The sequence below is a fragment of the Rhizobium sp. P2_G9 genome (assembly GCF_056403475.1).
Genome location: NZ_JBFUFK010000021.1, coordinates 16,232 through 32,092 on the forward strand (window position 1 = coordinate 16,232; position 15,861 = coordinate 32,092).

Annotated in this window: 16 protein-coding genes and 1 riboswitch; of the genes, 5 read left to right on the plus strand and 11 right to left on the minus strand. The window is 60.8% G+C overall.

Features of this window, described 5'->3' with window-relative positions:
• Positions 1-30: 30 nt before the first annotated feature.
• Positions 31-108: riboswitch (SAM riboswitch) on the minus strand.
• A gap of 79 nt (positions 109-187) precedes the next feature.
• Together AC1DYF_RS18410 and AC1DYF_RS18415 are read right to left on the minus strand one after the other, a co-directional pair.
• Complete coding sequence (locus AC1DYF_RS18410; protein WP_477878197.1) at positions 188-1,030, minus strand: AAA family ATPase; 843 nt, start codon at positions 1,028-1,030, stop codon at positions 188-190.
• A 120-nt stretch (positions 1,031-1,150) separates the two neighbouring features.
• Positions 1,151-1,402, minus strand: a complete 252-nt coding sequence (locus AC1DYF_RS18415) for a hypothetical protein (protein WP_477878198.1) — start codon at positions 1,400-1,402, stop codon at positions 1,151-1,153.
• 143 nt (positions 1,403-1,545) lie between these two features.
• On the opposite strand from AC1DYF_RS18415, the gene AC1DYF_RS18420 reads away from it, so the two are divergent.
• On the plus strand, positions 1,546-2,427 hold the full coding sequence (locus tag AC1DYF_RS18420) for an HpcH/HpaI aldolase/citrate lyase family protein (protein ID WP_477878199.1): 882 nt from the start codon (positions 1,546-1,548) through the stop codon (positions 2,425-2,427).
• Positions 2,424-2,630: a DUF1737 domain-containing protein gene (locus AC1DYF_RS18425; RefSeq protein WP_477878200.1), complete on the plus strand. Its 207-nt coding sequence runs from the start codon at positions 2,424-2,426 to the stop codon at positions 2,628-2,630. Before AC1DYF_RS18420 ends, AC1DYF_RS18425 begins: the two co-directional genes overlap by 4 nt.
• A 69-nt stretch (positions 2,631-2,699) precedes the next feature.
• On the opposite strand, the gene AC1DYF_RS18430 is transcribed toward AC1DYF_RS18425, so the two are convergent.
• Both AC1DYF_RS18430 and AC1DYF_RS18435 read right to left on the minus strand, forming a co-directional pair.
• On the minus strand, positions 2,700-3,146 hold the full coding sequence (locus AC1DYF_RS18430) for a hypothetical protein (RefSeq protein ID WP_477878201.1): 447 nt from the start codon (positions 3,144-3,146) through the stop codon (positions 2,700-2,702).
• A 19-nt stretch (positions 3,147-3,165) separates the two neighbouring features.
• Positions 3,166-3,534: an antibiotic biosynthesis monooxygenase family protein gene (locus AC1DYF_RS18435; RefSeq protein ID WP_477878202.1), complete on the minus strand. Its 369-nt coding sequence runs from the start codon at positions 3,532-3,534 to the stop codon at positions 3,166-3,168.
• 108 nt (positions 3,535-3,642) lie between these two features.
• Between AC1DYF_RS18435 and AC1DYF_RS18440 the strand changes: the two genes are divergently transcribed.
• Positions 3,643-4,104 carry a MarR family winged helix-turn-helix transcriptional regulator gene (locus tag AC1DYF_RS18440; RefSeq protein ID WP_477878203.1) on the plus strand — a complete coding sequence of 154 codons (462 nt, stop codon included), beginning with the start codon at positions 3,643-3,645 and terminating at the stop codon, positions 4,102-4,104.
• A gap of 15 nt (positions 4,105-4,119) precedes the next feature.
• Here the strand turns inward: AC1DYF_RS18440 and AC1DYF_RS18445 are convergent, their stop codons facing one another.
• The 6 genes from AC1DYF_RS18445 to AC1DYF_RS18470 all read right to left on the minus strand — a co-directional run bounded on the left by AC1DYF_RS18445 (position 4,120) and on the right by AC1DYF_RS18470 (position 11,103).
• On the minus strand, positions 4,120-5,511 hold the full coding sequence (locus AC1DYF_RS18445) for an FGGY-family carbohydrate kinase (RefSeq protein WP_477878204.1): 1,392 nt from the start codon (positions 5,509-5,511) through the stop codon (positions 4,120-4,122).
• A gap of 11 nt (positions 5,512-5,522) precedes the next feature.
• On the minus strand, positions 5,523-6,524 hold the full coding sequence (locus tag AC1DYF_RS18450) for an ABC transporter permease (RefSeq protein ID WP_477878205.1): 1,002 nt from the start codon (positions 6,522-6,524) through the stop codon (positions 5,523-5,525).
• On the minus strand, positions 6,521-7,501 hold the full coding sequence (locus AC1DYF_RS18455; RefSeq protein WP_477878206.1) for an ABC transporter permease: 981 nt from the start codon (positions 7,499-7,501) through the stop codon (positions 6,521-6,523). Before AC1DYF_RS18455 ends, AC1DYF_RS18450 begins: the two co-directional genes overlap by 4 nt.
• On the minus strand, positions 7,498-9,015 hold the full coding sequence (locus AC1DYF_RS18460; protein WP_477878207.1) for a sugar ABC transporter ATP-binding protein: 1,518 nt from the start codon (positions 9,013-9,015) through the stop codon (positions 7,498-7,500). Before AC1DYF_RS18460 ends, AC1DYF_RS18455 begins: the two co-directional genes overlap by 4 nt.
• Positions 9,016-9,255: 240 nt before the next feature.
• Positions 9,256-10,251 (minus strand): rhamnose ABC transporter substrate-binding protein, encoded by a 996-nt coding sequence (rhaS, locus tag AC1DYF_RS18465; protein ID WP_477878208.1) that lies wholly within the window; start codon positions 10,249-10,251, stop codon positions 9,256-9,258.
• A gap of 48 nt (positions 10,252-10,299) precedes the next feature.
• Positions 10,300-11,103, minus strand: a complete 804-nt coding sequence (locus AC1DYF_RS18470; RefSeq protein ID WP_477878209.1) for a DeoR/GlpR family DNA-binding transcription regulator — start codon at positions 11,101-11,103, stop codon at positions 10,300-10,302.
• Positions 11,104-11,299: 196 nt separating this feature from the next.
• Between AC1DYF_RS18470 and AC1DYF_RS18475 the strand changes: the two genes are divergently transcribed.
• Both AC1DYF_RS18475 and rhaI read left to right on the plus strand, forming a co-directional pair.
• Complete coding sequence (locus tag AC1DYF_RS18475; RefSeq protein ID WP_477878210.1) at positions 11,300-13,399, plus strand: bifunctional rhamnulose-1-phosphate aldolase/short-chain dehydrogenase; 2,100 nt, start codon at positions 11,300-11,302, stop codon at positions 13,397-13,399.
• Between the two features lie 212 nt (positions 13,400-13,611).
• The gene (gene rhaI, locus AC1DYF_RS18480) at positions 13,612-14,901 is read left to right on the plus strand and encodes an L-rhamnose catabolism isomerase (protein WP_477878211.1); all 1,290 of its coding nucleotides are present in this window, start codon (positions 13,612-13,614) and stop codon (positions 14,899-14,901) included.
• On the opposite strand, the gene AC1DYF_RS18485 is transcribed toward rhaI, so the two are convergent.
• Entirely contained in the window at positions 14,902-15,732 is an 831-nt protein-coding gene (locus AC1DYF_RS18485) for an alpha/beta fold hydrolase (RefSeq protein WP_477878212.1), read from the minus strand.
• Positions 15,733-15,861: the final 129 nt, after the last annotated feature.

Sequence of the window (15,861 nt, forward strand, 5' to 3'; positions counted from 1 at the left end):
AACACCGGCTCGAAATACAATTCGCCGGTCCCCGTATACGCGGTGGCCCATTTAGCGAGTTGTTTAACGTGGCTGCAAGCCGGCCGGCAAATCACCACGGTCTTTCTCTTATACCGGGTGAGGGAAAATATCAATCGGGTGGAAAGCAGGCGGTTACGGACGCGAAGCTTGCTTAGGGCACCGCGCCCTATCGCATCTCCCTGCGCGCCATGAAGGCCAGGCGTTCGAAGAGATGCACATCCTGCTCGTTCTTCAGCAGCGCGCCGTGCAGTTTGGGCAGTGCGTTCTTGTCGCTCGCGGCCAGCGTCTCCGGTTCGACATCGTCGGCGACCAGCAAACGGATCCAATCGAGTGCTTCCGAGGTCGAGGGCTTCTTCTTCAGCCCAGGCGTCTCGCGGATCTCGAAGAAGCGGGTCAGCGCCTGCGACAACAGCCGCTGCTTGATGCCGGGATAATGCACCTCGACAATCCGGCCTAGCATCTCGGCGTCGGGGAAGCGGATATAGTGGAAGAAACAGCGGCGCAGGAAGGCGTCCGGCAGTTCTTTCTCATTGTTGGAGGTAATGATGACGATCGGCCGCACCTTGGCCCGGACCATCTTGCCGGTCTCGTAGACATGGAACTCCATGCGGTCGAGTTCCTGCAGCAGGTCGTTGGGGAATTCGATGTCCGCCTTGTCGATCTCGTCGATCAGAAGAACGATTTTCTCGTCGGCTTCGAAGGCATCCCAGAGTTTGCCGCGGCGGATATAGTTGGAAATGTCATGCACGCGCTCATCGCCCAGCTGACTGTCACGCAGGCGCGAGACGGCGTCATATTCGTAAAGCCCCTGCTGCGCCTTGGTGGTGGACTTGATGTTCCATTCGATCAGCTTCAACCCAAGACCGGCCGCCACCTGCCGCGCCAGTTCCGTCTTGCCGGTACCCGGTTCGCCCTTGACCAGAAGCGGCCGCTCCAGCCGGATCGCGGCGTTGACAGCGATCATCAGGTCCTTGTCGGCGATATAGTGCTCGGTACCGGTAAACTGCATGCGGCCTGCTCTTCGGGAAATGCGCGGTGACGATACTGTCGGAGGAAATTCAGGGCAACAAAAAAGGCGGAACGAATCGTCCGCCTTCCGATCGGCCAAGGCTCACGCCCGGCCGCCTCATCACATGTCGATAATCGTGCCCTTGCCGTCGTTCCAGACGCGCATCTGGTCCTGTTCGCGGCGTGTCCGTGCGCGGGCATAGGCACGCACCGGCGCCGGTTTGTCCGAGAGCAGGCTCGACAGCCACTGGCCGAGCAGCAGCACCGAAACCGCGCCGGCAATCGCCAGGCCGATCGAAGCGGTAAACAGCGCGGCCACGGCCACGAAGGTCAGGCCGGCGAGTGTCAGTAGAAAAGAACGTACACTTCTCATGGCAACCACCATTTTTTAACATTTTTAATGTGGGGCAGTTTCCCCTCAAATGCAAGGCATACCTCGATACAGAGTTTCACATATTCTTGAAATAAGGCGAAAGTCGCGCCATAACGGCTCCAAAACAATGCTATGACCCGAAAATGACACTGCTGCACCGCTCCATCCTCAGCCTGCCCGCTTCCAACGAAAGAGCCATCGCCAAACTGCCGTCGCTGGCGATGGACGGGGTGATCCTAGACCTTGAGGACTCTGTCGCCGAGAGCGCCAAGGAAGACGGGCGCCGCAACATCCGCAATTTCCTCGCCGAAAGGCCGCTGAGGGATCGCGAGATCATCATCCGCGTCAATGACATCTCATCGCCGCACTATACGGACGACCTCAGCCTGGTCATGGATTGCCAGCCGGATGCCGTGCTGCTGCCCAAGGTCAAGACGGCAGACGATATCCTCGAACTCGCCGGCGTCCTTGCCGATAGCGAAGCACCGGAGAGCCTGCGCATCTGGGCGATGATGGAGACACCGCTCGCCATCCTCAATGCGGGACCGATCGCCGAAACCGGCAGGACAGCCGGCGGTCGGCTTGATTGCCTCGTGGTCGGCCTCAACGATCTCCGGAAAGACACGGGCGTCCCGCCGGACCCGGAACGCCGCTTCGTCATGCCCTGGCTGATGCAGACAGTGCTCGCCGCCGGCGCCTTCGGGCTGACGGTGCTCGATTCCGTCTCCAATGATTTCCGCGACCTTGCCCCCTTCGAGGCCGAATGCGCCCAAGGCCGCGCCATGGGCTTCGACGGCAAGATGCTGATCCATCCGGCGCAGATCGAGGCAGCCAACCGGCATTTCCGGCCGTCGCCTGAAGAAGTCGCGGAAGCGGAAGCAATCATCGCCGCCTTCTCCAGCCCCGAAGCTGCGGGGCTGAATGCCACATCGATCGACGGCAAGATGGTCGAGCGGCTGCATTACCAACAAGCCCTGGCGCTGATGGCCAGGGTCGAGGCAATCAAAGCAAGGACAAACGCATGAAACTCTACCGCTTCCTCACCGGCCCGGACGACGCTTCCTTCTGCCACAAGGTCTCCGCTGCGCTCAACAAAGGCTGGGTATTAGAGGGGTCGCCGACCTATGCCTATAATGCCGACACCAAGCTGATGATGGCTGGACAGGCTGTGGTGAAAGAGGTTGTGGGGAAGGACTATGATCCGGAGATGAAGCTTTCGGAGCAATAGAGCCTATCGAACGGCCGGCTCCCGATCAGCCGTTCACCATCGCGAAACAGCCCATCGCGACGATCCGGATCAAGCCGGCCGGCGGCGGAGCCGGCCCTTCATCTTCAGGCCATCGCGCATGTTAAGCCCAAGCAGGACGATGTTCGTGGCACCAGCCAAGAGTTCGATCGTCTGGACCGCATAAAAGGCAGGGTCGAATTGCGCGGCTTGCGCCTTCGATGCAAGGAAGAGCGCCGCCGGAATAAGGATCAAGGCACCATTGAGCACAATCAACGGCATGCGTCGGACTTTGACGCCGACCAGCCCGGCTTGCCGACCCTTGGCGAGGGCAAAGCCCGTGCCTCCGACCGCCGCCATTGCCGGAACCAGGATGAGGAAACCCCAGGGCAGGGCTGTCTTGACGGTGATAATATCGGCCTCGGAACCGAACAACTCACTGACCGCGGTCGACAGCCAGAAAATCACAATCGTCAGTAGCGCGATTGCGCCCGCAATCGGGTGGATGAGCTTGGTCATAGTGCCCACAACCTTTTGATCAGGCGACGCAGATGCCGGGAACCGCAGCCTTTTGGAACAGGTGGGGAGAGGCCTTGGCCGAAGCCGGATAGGCTGAGAGTTTTGCCCTGAACTCCGGACTGGTGAAGGCAGCACGAAAATCGGCCGTCGATTGCCAGACAGCATTGTTGAGATAGGTCGGGCTCGGGCCGATCGCGCGATGCAATTGCGTCGAGATGAAGCCGGGCTGCCGCTTCATCAGCGCTGCATCATCCTGCCAGGCCAGCAGGAAAGCTTGTTCATCTGCCGCATCGAGAGTGAAGACATTGACGAGCACGACGTTGGTCGCTTCGACCTCTAACTGGCGGTCGATCGGGAAGGCTGGGTCGAGGGGATGCATTTGAGACATGGGATCTCCGTTCGCTATGGCATTATGATGTCAATCGGGTATGATGAGTACATAGATAATTGACATTATAATGTCAATTGGATTTCTTGATGACAATTGGACAATGTGATGCGAACGCCCGCAAGCGATGCCTTGACCGCCCTTATTCTCTCCCTCTTCCGGGCCAACAATCTCACTTTGACCTGGGGTGACAGGCTTGTTGCACCACTTGGGCTGACCAGCGCCCGCTGGCAGATCCTCGGCGCCATCTCGGCCACAGAGCGTCCACAACCCGTTGCCTGGCTCGCGCGTGACCTCGGCGCCAACCGCCAGAACGTCCAGCGCATCGTCAATGATCTGGCAGAGGAGGGGTTGGTCGCGTTCGAGCCCAATCCGCATCATCGGCGGGCGCAGCTCGTCGTGCTGACGGAGAAGGGGCGGCAGACATTCGATGCTGCCATTCGCCTCTATGAGCCGAAGGTCAATGCACTGGCGGAGGAGCTTTCCCTTGAGGACATTGAAGCAGCGCAACGCGTGCTGCTGTCACTCCGAGCGAAGCTGGAATCGGAGGAGCAAGTGGAACGGGGATGAGGCCGGGGTTGGTATCTATTTCCCTCGGCACGCTGCGATTGCCGCTTGCCAGCGGACGACATAATCCATGATCCGCGGATCGGGCGACAGCGTCACGACGTCTGCACCTGTGTCGATCCGGGCATCGCGGCCGAGCGTCAGGCAGGCGGCGCCGGAGCTCGTGCCCGTCAGCCCCGCGCCCCCGGTGACGATCTCGCGGCCGGTCATCACCGCCAGCGTTTCCAGGAAAGTCTGGTTCTGCGCAAACGGTCCCTCGACGATCACAGGCCCATCGGCGCCGATCAGTTCGAGCGATGTTGCGGTCATCATGCCGAGATGCAGCGACACGGCCAGCAGATAGCCTCCGGGCGAGAGCGTCTCCGGATCACCCGCCCAGCCGCCCTTGCGGCCGGTGAACGGTCCCGAATCTTCCGGGATCGATGGCAGGAGCATGATGCCTTCGCCGAACACCCGGTCGCGATCGGCGGGTGAAATCTCGGCCTTGCCATCGGCCTTCAGCATCTGGAACAGGCGGCCGCCCATGAAGCGGGCGGAGGGGACGGGATCGCCATAGGCGTTGACATTGACCAGCGTGTCGCGCGCCTCGTCGAGCTTCACGCTCTTGCCGCCGACAGAAAAGCAGATCACCCATGTGCCGGTCGAGACGACCGAGAACGGTGCGGCGCGGGATTTGAGATGCGTCAGCAGCGAGGCATTGGAATCGTGCAGTCCGCCGAACACCAGTGTTTCGGGCGACAGGCCGGTCTTGGCAGCGAGTTCCGGTTTCAGCGTGCCAAGCGCATCGAAGGCGCTCGACATCGGCGGCATCAGGCTACTCCAGCCCATTTGCCCGACCAGCGAAGTATAATCACGCTTCCATGGATTCCAGAGATCGGTATGCGCGCCGATCGAGGTCATTTCCGTCGCTCGCACGCCTGTCAACCGGAAGGCCCAATATTGCGGATAGGGAATGATCGAGGTCGTGCGGGCGAACTCAGTCGGAAATGTCTTCTGCTGCCAGAACAGCTGCGCGCCGACATTGAGCCCGCAAACCAGCCGCGGCGAACCGGTTTCGTCGAAGTGCGGACGCACCGCGTCATAGTCGGCCGTGAGAGAATCCGGCCCATCAAACTCGTAATCCAGCACCGGCAATGCCAGATTGCCCTCCGCATCGACGAGTGTGATCGACGCGCCATGGGCGGTGATCGAAATGGCATCGATGGGCGTGGACGCTTGAATCCGGCTCAGCGAATCGAGAATGAACGCCCACATGCCCTCGATATCGTAGTGCGGATAGGGCGGCGTGCGGATGACCTCATTGGCGAAGGTGAAGGCATCGGCCTCATGATGCGTCGTCATGTCGAATCGGGTGACCTTGGCATTGGTCTTGCCGATATCGATCACCGCGATAGTGCGGATCTCGGGCATGCGTCCTCCCCTCACGCCATTCTTCTCTTGCGGCTGATCTTGCCGAGAATGACGGGGATTGCAATCACCAGGATCAGCAGCAGGCCGGTGAAGATCGACATGACGATGCCCGGCACATTGAGCAGGCCAAGCCCGAAGGTGACGAGGCCGACAATCAGCGCCGCCAGCACCACGCCGAGAATGCTGCCCGAGCCGCCATTGATGTTGACACCGCCGAGCACGACCATGGTGATCGCCTCCAGTTCCAAGCCAGTCGCGATCGACGGCCGCGTCGAACCGAGCCGGGCCGTCAGGCAGACGGCGGCAACCCCGGACATCAGTCCTGTCAGCATGAACAGGATGAACTTGATCCGCCCAACCTTGACGCCGGAAAACAAAGCCGCCGTCTGGTTGTTGCCGATGGAGAAGACCAGCCGGCCGAAACTCGTGCGATGGAGCAGGATATGGAACAGGATCGCCATCACAATGAACAGCACCAGTTCGAAGGTGAAGACGTACCAGACATAGCCCTGGCCGAACCAGGAAAAATCGTCCGGATAGCCGGTAAAAGCCTGGTCGCCGAGGATGATGTAGGAGATGCCGCGAAACAGGCTCATCGTGCCGATGGTGACGACGATCGACGGCAGACCGAGACCAGTTACCAGCCAGCCATTGACCATGCCGCAAAGCGCGCCGACGACGATGCCGACGACAACCAGCTCATAGGGCCCGGCGCCCATCTTCAGTGCCGCACCCATCAGCGTCGAGGAGAGTGCGATGATCGAGGCGACGGAGAGATCGATCTCGCCGGAAATGATCACCAGCGCCATGGCGAGCGCCACGAGCGCCTTCTCGGTGAAATTATAGGTCGCGTCTGAGAGGTTGTACGGGTCGAGGAAATAGGGCGAGGCGAAGGAGTTGACGATGAAGATCACCACGGCGACGGCGAGGAGCAGGCTTTCCCAGCTCTTCAGCGCTCGTTCGAAGCCGCCGCGCAGGCGATCGGGAATCTGACGTGTGGTCACCGTGCTCATGCCGTCACCTCGGCCCGTTTGAGGATTACGCGGCCCTTCTTGCGCTCGGCCCGGGCATTGAAGGCCACGGCGATGATGATCACCGTGCCGGAGATGGCAAGTTGCCAGAAAGGCGAGACATTGATTACCGGCAGCGCATTCTTGATGATGCCGAGGAAGAGCGCACCGAGCACCGCCCCGGGCACCGAGCCGATACCGCCGGCGATCGACACGCCGCCGATGACACAGGCCGCGACGACGTCGAGTTCGAAGCCGAGCGCGATATCGACATAGGCGACGGCATAGCGCGAAATCCAGAGATAGCCGGCGAGACCCGAGAGCGCGCCGGAGATCACGAAGGCGACGAAGCGCGTCCGGCCCGGATCGATGCCGGCATAAACAGCGGCATTGGAATTGCCCCCGACAGCAAAGAAGGAGCGGCCGAGCGCCGTACGGCCAAGGGCTGTGAACATGATAGCGATGACGATGATCGACGCCCAGCTCAGCACCGGAATGCCAATAAAAGTGTCGCGCGGCAGTGCCTTGAACGCGTCGCTCATCTGATGCGCATTGATCCACTTGCCGTTGGTAAGCAGGAAGATGACGCCACGGAATACCGTCATCGTGCCGAGCGTGACGACGATCGGCGGCATATCCAGTTTCCAGACCAGCAGGCCGTTGATCGCGCCGAGCAGGCCGCCAACCACGACGACGAACAGCACCAGCAGGATCACCGGAATATCCGGATACATGCTGTTGAGCATCGCTGCGATCATGCCGCAGAGCGCCAGCACGGCGGATGTCGAGAGATCGACGCATTTCGTCAGGATCACCGTCATCTGGCCGAGGGCCAGGATGATCAGGATCGACGTGTCGGTGTAGACGCTGCCAAGACTGGAGGGCGTGAGGAAGATTGGAAAACGCGCGGCGATGATCAGCGTCAACGCAACGATTGCCGCGAGCAGCTGGATCTCGCGATGTCGGAACAATGTCTTCATGCCGCGTCTCCAATGCCGGCGGCGGCACGCACCAGGGTCTCCGCCGTCAGGCCCGCGCGTAAAAATTCGCCGACGATGCGGCCCTCGCGCATGACGATGACGCGATCCGACATGCCGAGAATTTCTGGGATTTCCGAGGAGACCATGATCACCGACAGGCCCTGGGCAGCCAGTTCGCTCATGAATTCGTGCACGGCGGCTTTCGAGCCGATGTCGATGCCCTTGGTCGGCTCATCGAGGATGATCACCTTCGGCTTGGTCGCCAGCCATTTGGCGATGACCACCTTCTGCTGGTTGCCGCCGGACAGCGTGCCGACCGGCTGGTCGAGCGAGGCGGCGCGCAGGTCGAGCCGCGATGTATATTCACGCGCCAGCTTGAATTCTTCCGCCAGCCGCAGAAAGCCGGAGCGCGACGTCTTCGGCAGCGACGGCAGGGTGACGTTCTGGAAGATCGGCATAGCTGTGATCGCGCCCTGCCGGCCGCGCTCTTCCGGCACATAGACGATGCCCTTGGCCACCGCTTCGGACGGCGTGCGGATCACCGCCACTTCGCCATCGATCTTGATCGCGCCCTTGGACGGCTTGGTAATGCCGAACAGCGCCTGCATGAATTCCGAGCGGCCGGCGCCGATCAGCCCATAAAAGCCGAGAATTTCGCCTTGCYGCAATTCGAAGCCGATGGAGTCGAATTCGGTCGGATGGCAATAGCCGGAAACGGTCAGCACCGGCGGGCCGGGCGTGACCTCCTTCTTCGGAAAAACCTGGCCGATATCGCGGCCGACCATCATCCGCACCAACGCATCACGGCCGGTCTCTGCGATCAGGCCTTCGCCAATCATCTGGCCGTCGCGAAACACGGTGTAGCGGTCGGCGATACGGAAAATTTCATCGAATTTGTGGGAGATGAACAGGATCGCCTTGCCATCGGCCTTCAGGCGCTCGACCAGTTCATAGAGTTCGCCGATTTCCTTGTGCGACAGAGCCGCCGTCGGCTCGTCCATGATCACCACGCGCGCGTCGACCGACAGCGCCCTGGCGATGGCGACGAGATGGCGCGAGGCGATCGACAGATCACGCAGCCGCATTTTCGGATCGATGTCGGCGCCGGCACGCTTCAGCAGCTCGCGCGCCTTGGCATACATCACGTTCCAGTCGATCAGTCCAAAACGGCCGCGTGGCGCATGGCCGATAAAGATGTTTTCGGCGACCGAAAGCTCATCGAACAGCACAGTTTCCTGATGGATGGCGGTGATGCCGGCTTTCAGAGCCGCATAAGCGCTCGGAAATATAGTCTGCTCACGGCCGAGATAGATGGCGCCTTCATCAGGCTGGTAGATGCCGGTCAGCACCTTGACCAGCGTCGACTTGCCGGCGCCGTTTTCACCGACAAGCGCCGTCACTTGGCCGGGATAAAGGCCGAGCGCGACCCCCGACAGCGCTTTCACGCCGGGGAAGGATTTCGAAATCCCCTCGAGCCTGATCGTGGATGCCTGTTCGGTGGTCATTGCGTCCATGGGTGTTCTTTAGAGCCTGTGCGTGTGGCTACCCCCCTCTGGCCTGCCAGCCATCTCCCCCTCAAGGGGGGAGATCGGATCGTGGCAACCGCTCGCTCCAACCTCAACGTTTCAAGTAAGGCGGGAAGCGTGCGTCTTGCCAATCTCCCCCCCTTGAGGGGAGATGCCCTGTAGGGCAGAGGGGGGTGCTAGGTTACAGTGATCCGGCCCCGCGGCATGGCGATGGCCGGATCCAGCAGATCAGAAGATCTTGGCGAACTTCTCGACATTGGACTTGTCGTAGACGAACGGATCGGCCATGGCGCCTTCGGTATTGTCGTCAAGCTTGACCTTGCCCATGCGGCCCATGTCGATCTCGGCGCCCGGCTTGGCTTCGGCCTTCTTCGACATCAGGTTATAGGAGATCATCGTCGCGGCATAGCCGAGGTCGATCGGGTTCCAGATAGCGAACGACTTGGACGCACCGGTCTTCACATGGCCGGCCATTTCGGACGGCAGGCCGAGGCCGGTGACGTTGATCTTGCCGACCAGGCCGGCGTCTTCAACCGCCTGGGCCGCGGCCACGACACCGACGGAGGTCGGCGCGATGATCGCCTTGAGGTTCGGGTAGGCTTTGATCAGGCCTTGCGTTTCCGTGTAGGACTTGTCGGTTTTGTCGTCGCCATAGACGGTCGTGACGATGTTGACGCCCGGATATTTCGRCAGAACCTTCTTCATTTCCCCGATCCAGGTGTTCTGGTTCGTCGCGGTCGCAGTCGCCGAAAGAATGGCGACATCGCCCTTACCACCCGGCAGGTTATCGGCGGCCATCTTGACGCACATATTGCCGATCAGCGAGTTCGACGACGGATTAAGCTGCATCAGCCGCCCGCCCGGGGCGACGCCGGAGTCGAAGGAGATGACGATGATGCCGCGCTGCATCGCCTTCTTCAGCACCGGCACCAGCGCATCCTTGTCATTGGCCGAGATTTCGATGGCGTCGACCTTCTGCGCGATCAGCGAATTGATCACTTCGATCTGGCCTTCGGCCGTCGTGTCGGTCGGGCCGGTATAGATGATGTCGACATCGCCGAGTTGCTTGGCAGCTTCTTCGGCACCCTTATGGGCTGCATCGAAGAAGCCGATGCCGAGCGCCTTGACCACCAGCGCGATCTTCTTGTGCTCTGCATGCGCGACGTTGGCGATCAACGCCACCGACACTGCAGCTGTAAACAGTAGTTTCTTCGCAACACCCATGATTTCCTCCCTTGGGTAAAACAAACTCCCCGCCCCTCCCCTCGAGGTTCAGGCGGACGATTTCTCGCTTTTCATGTCTTCCACGCCTGCGACAATCAGGTTGACGCCGGCGGCTTCGAGCATCGAGGCATGTCTGTCCTCGATGCCGGAATCGGTGATGATGGTGGCAATGCGCTTCAGCCCGCAGAGAATGAGGCTGGAGCGCTTGGCGAATTTCGACGAATCGACCAGCACGACGAGGTCGTCGGCCTGGTCGATCAGCTTCTGCTCGGCCTGGATCAACAACGGATCGGCCTCCATCAGGCCGAGCGCGCCGATGCCCTGCGCGCCCATGAACATCCGTTGGGCGTAGAAATTGCGCGTCACGTCGTTTTCGAACGGCGACAGAATGATGTTCTGCTCGCGATAGATCACCCCGCCCGACAGCATCACCGTGTTCTTGGAGTGCTTGAGCAAATGCTCGGCGATCGGGAATGAATTGGTGAATACCTGCAGGCGCCGGTTCACCAGGAAATGCACCATCTGGTAGGTCGTCGTGCCGCCATTGACGATGATCGCGTCGCCATCGCTGCAGAGCTTCACCGCTTCACGCGCAATCGATTGTTTCTGACGGATATTGATCGTTTCGTTGACCGAGAACGGCCGGCCGGCCAGACCGACGAATTGCGGCGGATGCAGCGCCTCGGCGCCGCCGCGCACCCGGCGCAACTTCTTCTGCACGTGAAGTGCGGCAATATCTCGCCTTATTGTGGCTTCCGAACTGTCCGTCAGCTCGACAAGTTCAGGCACGGTGACGACCGGCTTCTCCTGAACCGCTGACATGATGATCCGATGGCGCTCTTTCTCGTGCATGATCCCTCCCAATGCCCTTCATGCTTCCATCAAACTCGCGCAGTGTCAATCATGTTTAATCAAAATATTTCATTGTGCGGCGCAATATGATCGGAAATGATCATTTATGATTGACAGAGGCGGTTAATCCGTGTGATCTGGCCGCAAATATGCTATTGCGCTGATCGCGCAGACGAGAACGTGCCGGGAGGACATCATGGCGGAAGAAACGAAGGGCTCGCGCCTCGCAAACCTATGGGACAGGACGAAAGCCGAGAGCATGAGCGAGGCCGAGCGACTGATCTACCGCTCCAATCTGCTCGGCTCCGACAAGCGCATCACCAATTACGGCGGCGGCAACACCTCGGCCAAGATCATGGAAAAGGACCCGCTGACCGGGCAGACGGTCGAGGTCATGTGGGTCAAGGGTTCGGGCGGCGATGTCGGCTCGATCAAGCGCGACGGTTTCGCCACCCTCTACATGGACAAGCTTCGAGCGTTGAAGAATGTCTATCGCGGCGTCGAATTCGAAGACGAGATGGTCGATTACCTGCCGCACTGCACGTTCAACCTCAATCCCCGCGCCGCCTCGATCGACACACCGCTGCATGCCTATGTGCCGAAGACGCATGTCGATCACATGCATCCCGATGCGATCATTGCCATTGCTGCCTCCAAGAATTCCAAGGAATTGACCCAGCAGATCTTCGGCGGCGAGATCGGCTGGCTGCCATGGAAGCGCCCCGGCTATGAATTGGGCCTCTGGCTCGGCAAGTTCTGCGAGGAAAATCCGACCGCGCGCGGCGTCGTGCTGGAAAGCCACGGTCTGTTCACCTGGGGCGACACGGCGGAAGAGAGCTATCTGACGACGGTCGAGATCATCAACAAGGCGATCGACTGGTTCGAAAAGAACATCAAGGGTCCGGTTTTCGGCGGCGAAAAACATCGTCCGCTCGACGCCGCCGAGCGCCGCCGCATTGCCGGCGCGCTGATGCCGGTGATCCGCGGCAAGATTTCTGCCTCAGAACCGAAGATCGGCCATTTCGACGACAGCAGCGCGGTGCTGGAATTCGTCTCCTCCAACAATCTTGCGCCGCTGGCAGCACTTGGCACGTCCTGCCCCGACCACTTCCTGCGCACCAAGATCCGGCCGCTGGTGGTCGACTTCGACCCGGCCAATCCGGATCTCGCCGGCACGCTTGCCGGGCTCGACGCGGCGATCTCCGCCTATCGAGACGACTATGCTGCGTACTATGAGCGCTGCAAACATTCGAATTCGCCCGCGATCCGCGACCCTAACGCCGTCGTTTACCTGATCCCCGGCGTCGGCATGATCACCTTCGCCAAGGACAAGGCCACCGCCCGCATCTCCGGCGAATTCTACATCAACGCCATCAACGTCATGCGCGGCTCCTCCTCCGTCTCTACCTATATGGGCCTGCCGGAGCAGGAAGCCTTCGACATCGAATACTGGCTGCTCGAAGAGGCGAAACTGCAGCGCATGCCGAAGCCGAAGACATTGGCCGGCAAGGTTGCGCTGATCACCGGCGGCGCCGGCGGCATCGGCAAGGCCACTGCCGAGCGTTTCCTCAGGGAAGGCGCCTGCGTCGTGCTGGCCGACATCGACACCGGCGCGCTCGAAGCGGCAAGCGGCGATTTCGCCAAGCGCTATGGCACCGATCAGGTGCGCACAGCACTGATCAACGTCACCAGCGAGGATGCGGTGATTGCCGGTTTCGCCGATTCAGTCGTCGAATTTGGCGGCCTCGACATCCTCGTCTCCAATGCCGGCCTCGCCTCATCCGCCTCGGTCACCGAGACGACGCTGGCGCTCTGGGACAAGAATATCGATATCCTTGCCAAAGGCTATTTCCTTGTGTCGCGCGAAGCCTTCCGCGTCTTCGAGACCCAGAAGATCGGCGGCAACATCGTCTTCGTCGCCTCCAAGAACGGCCTCGCCGCCTCGCCGAATGCCGCCGCCTATTGCACCGGCAAGGCCGCAGAAATCCATCTCGCCCGCTGCCTGGCGCTCGAAGGCGCGGAAAAGGGCATCCGCGTCAACACCGTCAATCCGGACGCCGTGCTGCGCGGCTCGAAAATCTGGACGGGCGAGTGGAAGGAACAGCGGGCCGCGGCCTACAAGATGTCGACCGACGAGCTCGAGGAACACTACCGTTCGCGCTCGATGCTGAAACTGTCGGTCTATCCAGAAGATATCGCCGAAGGCATCTTCTTCTTCGCCTCGCCTGCCTCGGCGAAGTCGACGGGTAATATTCTGAATGTCGATGCGGGCAATGCGCAGGCGTTTACGCGGTAAGTGAGCGCGGGAAACACCCTTCCCCAACTCCTCCCCACAAGGGGGAGGGGCTTAACTTGCCGCTCCGCTACGCCCCAATTGAGGTAAGGAGCGGTGCCGCGAGTCTTCTCCCCCCTTGTGGGGGAGATGGCCGACAGGCCAGAGAGGGTATCCCGAACGCGAGTGTCAACGTTGAGGCGCCGAGCGCCGATTAGAAATTTGGGAGGGACACCATGACCATGATTTCCGAGAGCGTCGTCAACGACGAGAATGAAAAATCCATCGCGGCGCTCAAAAGCGACTATGCCCATCTTGGCGACGTCCTCTCCCGCCGCGGCGTCGATATCGACTGGGTGAAGAACAAGGTCGCGGCCTATGGCGTCGCCGTTCCCTCCTGGGGTGTCGGCACCGGCGGCACGCGCTTTGCGAGATTCCCCGGCCAGGGCGAACCGCGCAACATTTTCGACAAGCTCGAAGACTGCGCCGTCATCCAGCAATTGACCCGCGCCACCCCGACCGTCTCCCTCCACATTCCCTGGGACAAGGTCGACGACCTCAAGGAACTGAAGCAGAAGGGCGACGATCTCGGCCTCGGCTTCGACGCCATGAACTCCAACACCTTCCAGGACCAGCCGCAGCAGCGCCTTTCCTATAAGAACGGCTCGCTGTCGCATGCCGATGGCGCCACCCGCAGCCAGGCGATCGACCACAATATCGAATGCATCGAAATCGGCCAGGTCCTGGGCTCCAAGGCACTGACGGTGTGGATCGGCGACGGTTCGAATTTCCCCGGCCAGAGCCATTTCGCCCGCGCCTTCGAGCGCTATCTCGACGCGATGAAATCGATCTACAAGCACCTGCCGGATGACTGGCGTATCTTCACCGAACACAAGATGTATGAGCCGGCCTTCTATTCCACCGTGGTACAGGACTGGGGCAGCAACTACCTGATTGCCCAGGAACTCGGTCCGAAAGCCTTCTGCCTTGTCGACCTCGGGCACCATGCACCGAACGTCAATATCGAGATGATCGTCGCCCGCCTCATCCAGTTCAAGAAGCTGGGCGGCTTCCATTTCAACGATTCGAAATATGGCGACGACGACCTCGACACCGGCTCGATCGATCCCTACCGCCTGTTCCTGGTCTTCAACGAACTGGCAGACGCCGAACTGTCGAAGGCGGATGGCTTCAATCCGGCCCATATGCTCGACCAGAGCCACAATGTCACCGACCCGATCGAAAGCCTGATGACCTCGGCCATGGAAGTCTGCCGCGCCTATGCCCAGGCCTTGATCGTCGACAGAAGCGCGCTCGACGGCTACCAGAATGGCGGCGACGCGCTGATGGCCTATGAGACGCTGAAGACGGCTTTCCGCACCGATGTCGAGCCGATCCTCGCCATGGCACGCTACGAGCGCGGCGGCGCGATCAAGCCGGTCGCCACCTACCGTGCCGCCGGTTATCGCGGCAAGGTTGGCGCCGAACGRCCGGCCGTTACCGGCCTCGGCGGCGGCATCGTCTGATTATTGCGCATTCAGCCATTCACGGAGGAAATCCGTGAATGCGCTCGGCTCGGCGTCCGGCCAGAAATGGTTGACGCCGGGTATCATGAAATGCTGGCCAGGCACATGCCGCATTGCCACCTCCGAGACCAGCTTGTAGGCCGGCCGGGTCTTGGCGCCGCAGGCAATGGTGATCGGCACCTGCAAAGCCTCCAGGTCCTCGGCGGAAATCCTGGGCGGCGGCATCTGCGCCATCAGCTTCGGCAGCATCGCCGCGTTTTCGCGCTCGGTCTGCATCTGCAGCTCGGTGCGGCTGTCGAAATACCAGTCGTCCAGCGCCGAACCATTGACGAGCAACCGGGCAGCCTCATCAAGCTGGCCGGCGCTAGCCGCCGCAAACACCGGGCCCATCAACGCATCGGAATCAGCCTTGAAGGCGGCGACCTCGGTCGGGGCAGCCAGGAAGGTCTGCACGCCGGTTTCGTAGATGAACATCGCCCGGAAGAGATCCGGTCGCAGCTGTGCGGCCCTCAGCGCCGCATGGCCTGCATAGGACCAGGCGATGAGAAAAACCGCACCAGCGCCGAGCGCCTCGACAAAGCCGACCAGGTCCTCGGCATGCGTCTCGATTCCAAACGAGGGACCAGCCTCCGGCCAGGGCCGCGTGCCGAAATGGCGCTGCGTATAGCTGATCGCCCGATAATGCGGCGACAGCATCTGGGCATGCGGCGCAAACGTCCGCGCATCGCCCAATGCACCGTGCAGGAAGATCACCGGCCGGCCCGTGCCGGCCTCGAAATATTCGAATTCCTGGCCCTTTACGACCAGCGTCTTCATGTTTTCCGCATCCATGCCCATGCATCCCGCTTCGCTTCATCCTCTATAGCGCGGCCCAGGGGCATGGCACAATTGATTGAAGAGTGTCCACCAGCACATAAGATTGCCGCTGGATTCCAGCTTTCAGGTCAATTCGGTTTGGCG

Bases quoted from the DNA above. Each gene is read 5' to 3' on its own strand.
- AC1DYF_RS18410 (WP_477878197.1), bottom strand. From the start codon at position 1,030: ATGCAGTTTACCGGTACCGAGCACTATATCGCCGACAAGGACCTGATG.
- AC1DYF_RS18415 (WP_477878198.1), bottom strand. From the start codon at position 1,402: ATGAGAAGTGTACGTTCTTTTCTACTGACACTCGCCGGCCTGACCTTC.
- AC1DYF_RS18420 (WP_477878199.1), top strand. From the start codon at position 1,546: ATGACACTGCTGCACCGCTCCATCCTCAGCCTGCCCGCTTCCAACGAA.
- AC1DYF_RS18425 (WP_477878200.1), top strand. From the start codon at position 2,424: ATGAAACTCTACCGCTTCCTCACCGGCCCGGACGACGCTTCCTTCTGC.
- AC1DYF_RS18430 (WP_477878201.1), bottom strand. From the start codon at position 3,146: ATGACCAAGCTCATCCACCCGATTGCGGGCGCAATCGCGCTACTGACG.
- AC1DYF_RS18435 (WP_477878202.1), bottom strand. From the start codon at position 3,534: ATGTCTCAAATGCATCCCCTCGACCCAGCCTTCCCGATCGACCGCCAG.
- AC1DYF_RS18440 (WP_477878203.1), top strand. From the start codon at position 3,643: ATGCGAACGCCCGCAAGCGATGCCTTGACCGCCCTTATTCTCTCCCTC.
- AC1DYF_RS18445 (WP_477878204.1), bottom strand. From the start codon at position 5,511: ATGCCCGAGATCCGCACTATCGCGGTGATCGATATCGGCAAGACCAAT.
- AC1DYF_RS18450 (WP_477878205.1), bottom strand. From the start codon at position 6,524: ATGAGCACGGTGACCACACGTCAGATTCCCGATCGCCTGCGCGGCGGC.
- AC1DYF_RS18455 (WP_477878206.1), bottom strand. From the start codon at position 7,501: ATGAAGACATTGTTCCGACATCGCGAGATCCAGCTGCTCGCGGCAATC.
- AC1DYF_RS18470 (WP_477878209.1), bottom strand. From the start codon at position 11,103: ATGCACGAGAAAGAGCGCCATCGGATCATCATGTCAGCGGTTCAGGAG.
- AC1DYF_RS18475 (WP_477878210.1), top strand. From the start codon at position 11,300: ATGGCGGAAGAAACGAAGGGCTCGCGCCTCGCAAACCTATGGGACAGG.
- AC1DYF_RS18485 (WP_477878212.1), bottom strand. From the start codon at position 15,732: ATGGATGCGGAAAACATGAAGACGCTGGTCGTAAAGGGCCAGGAATTC.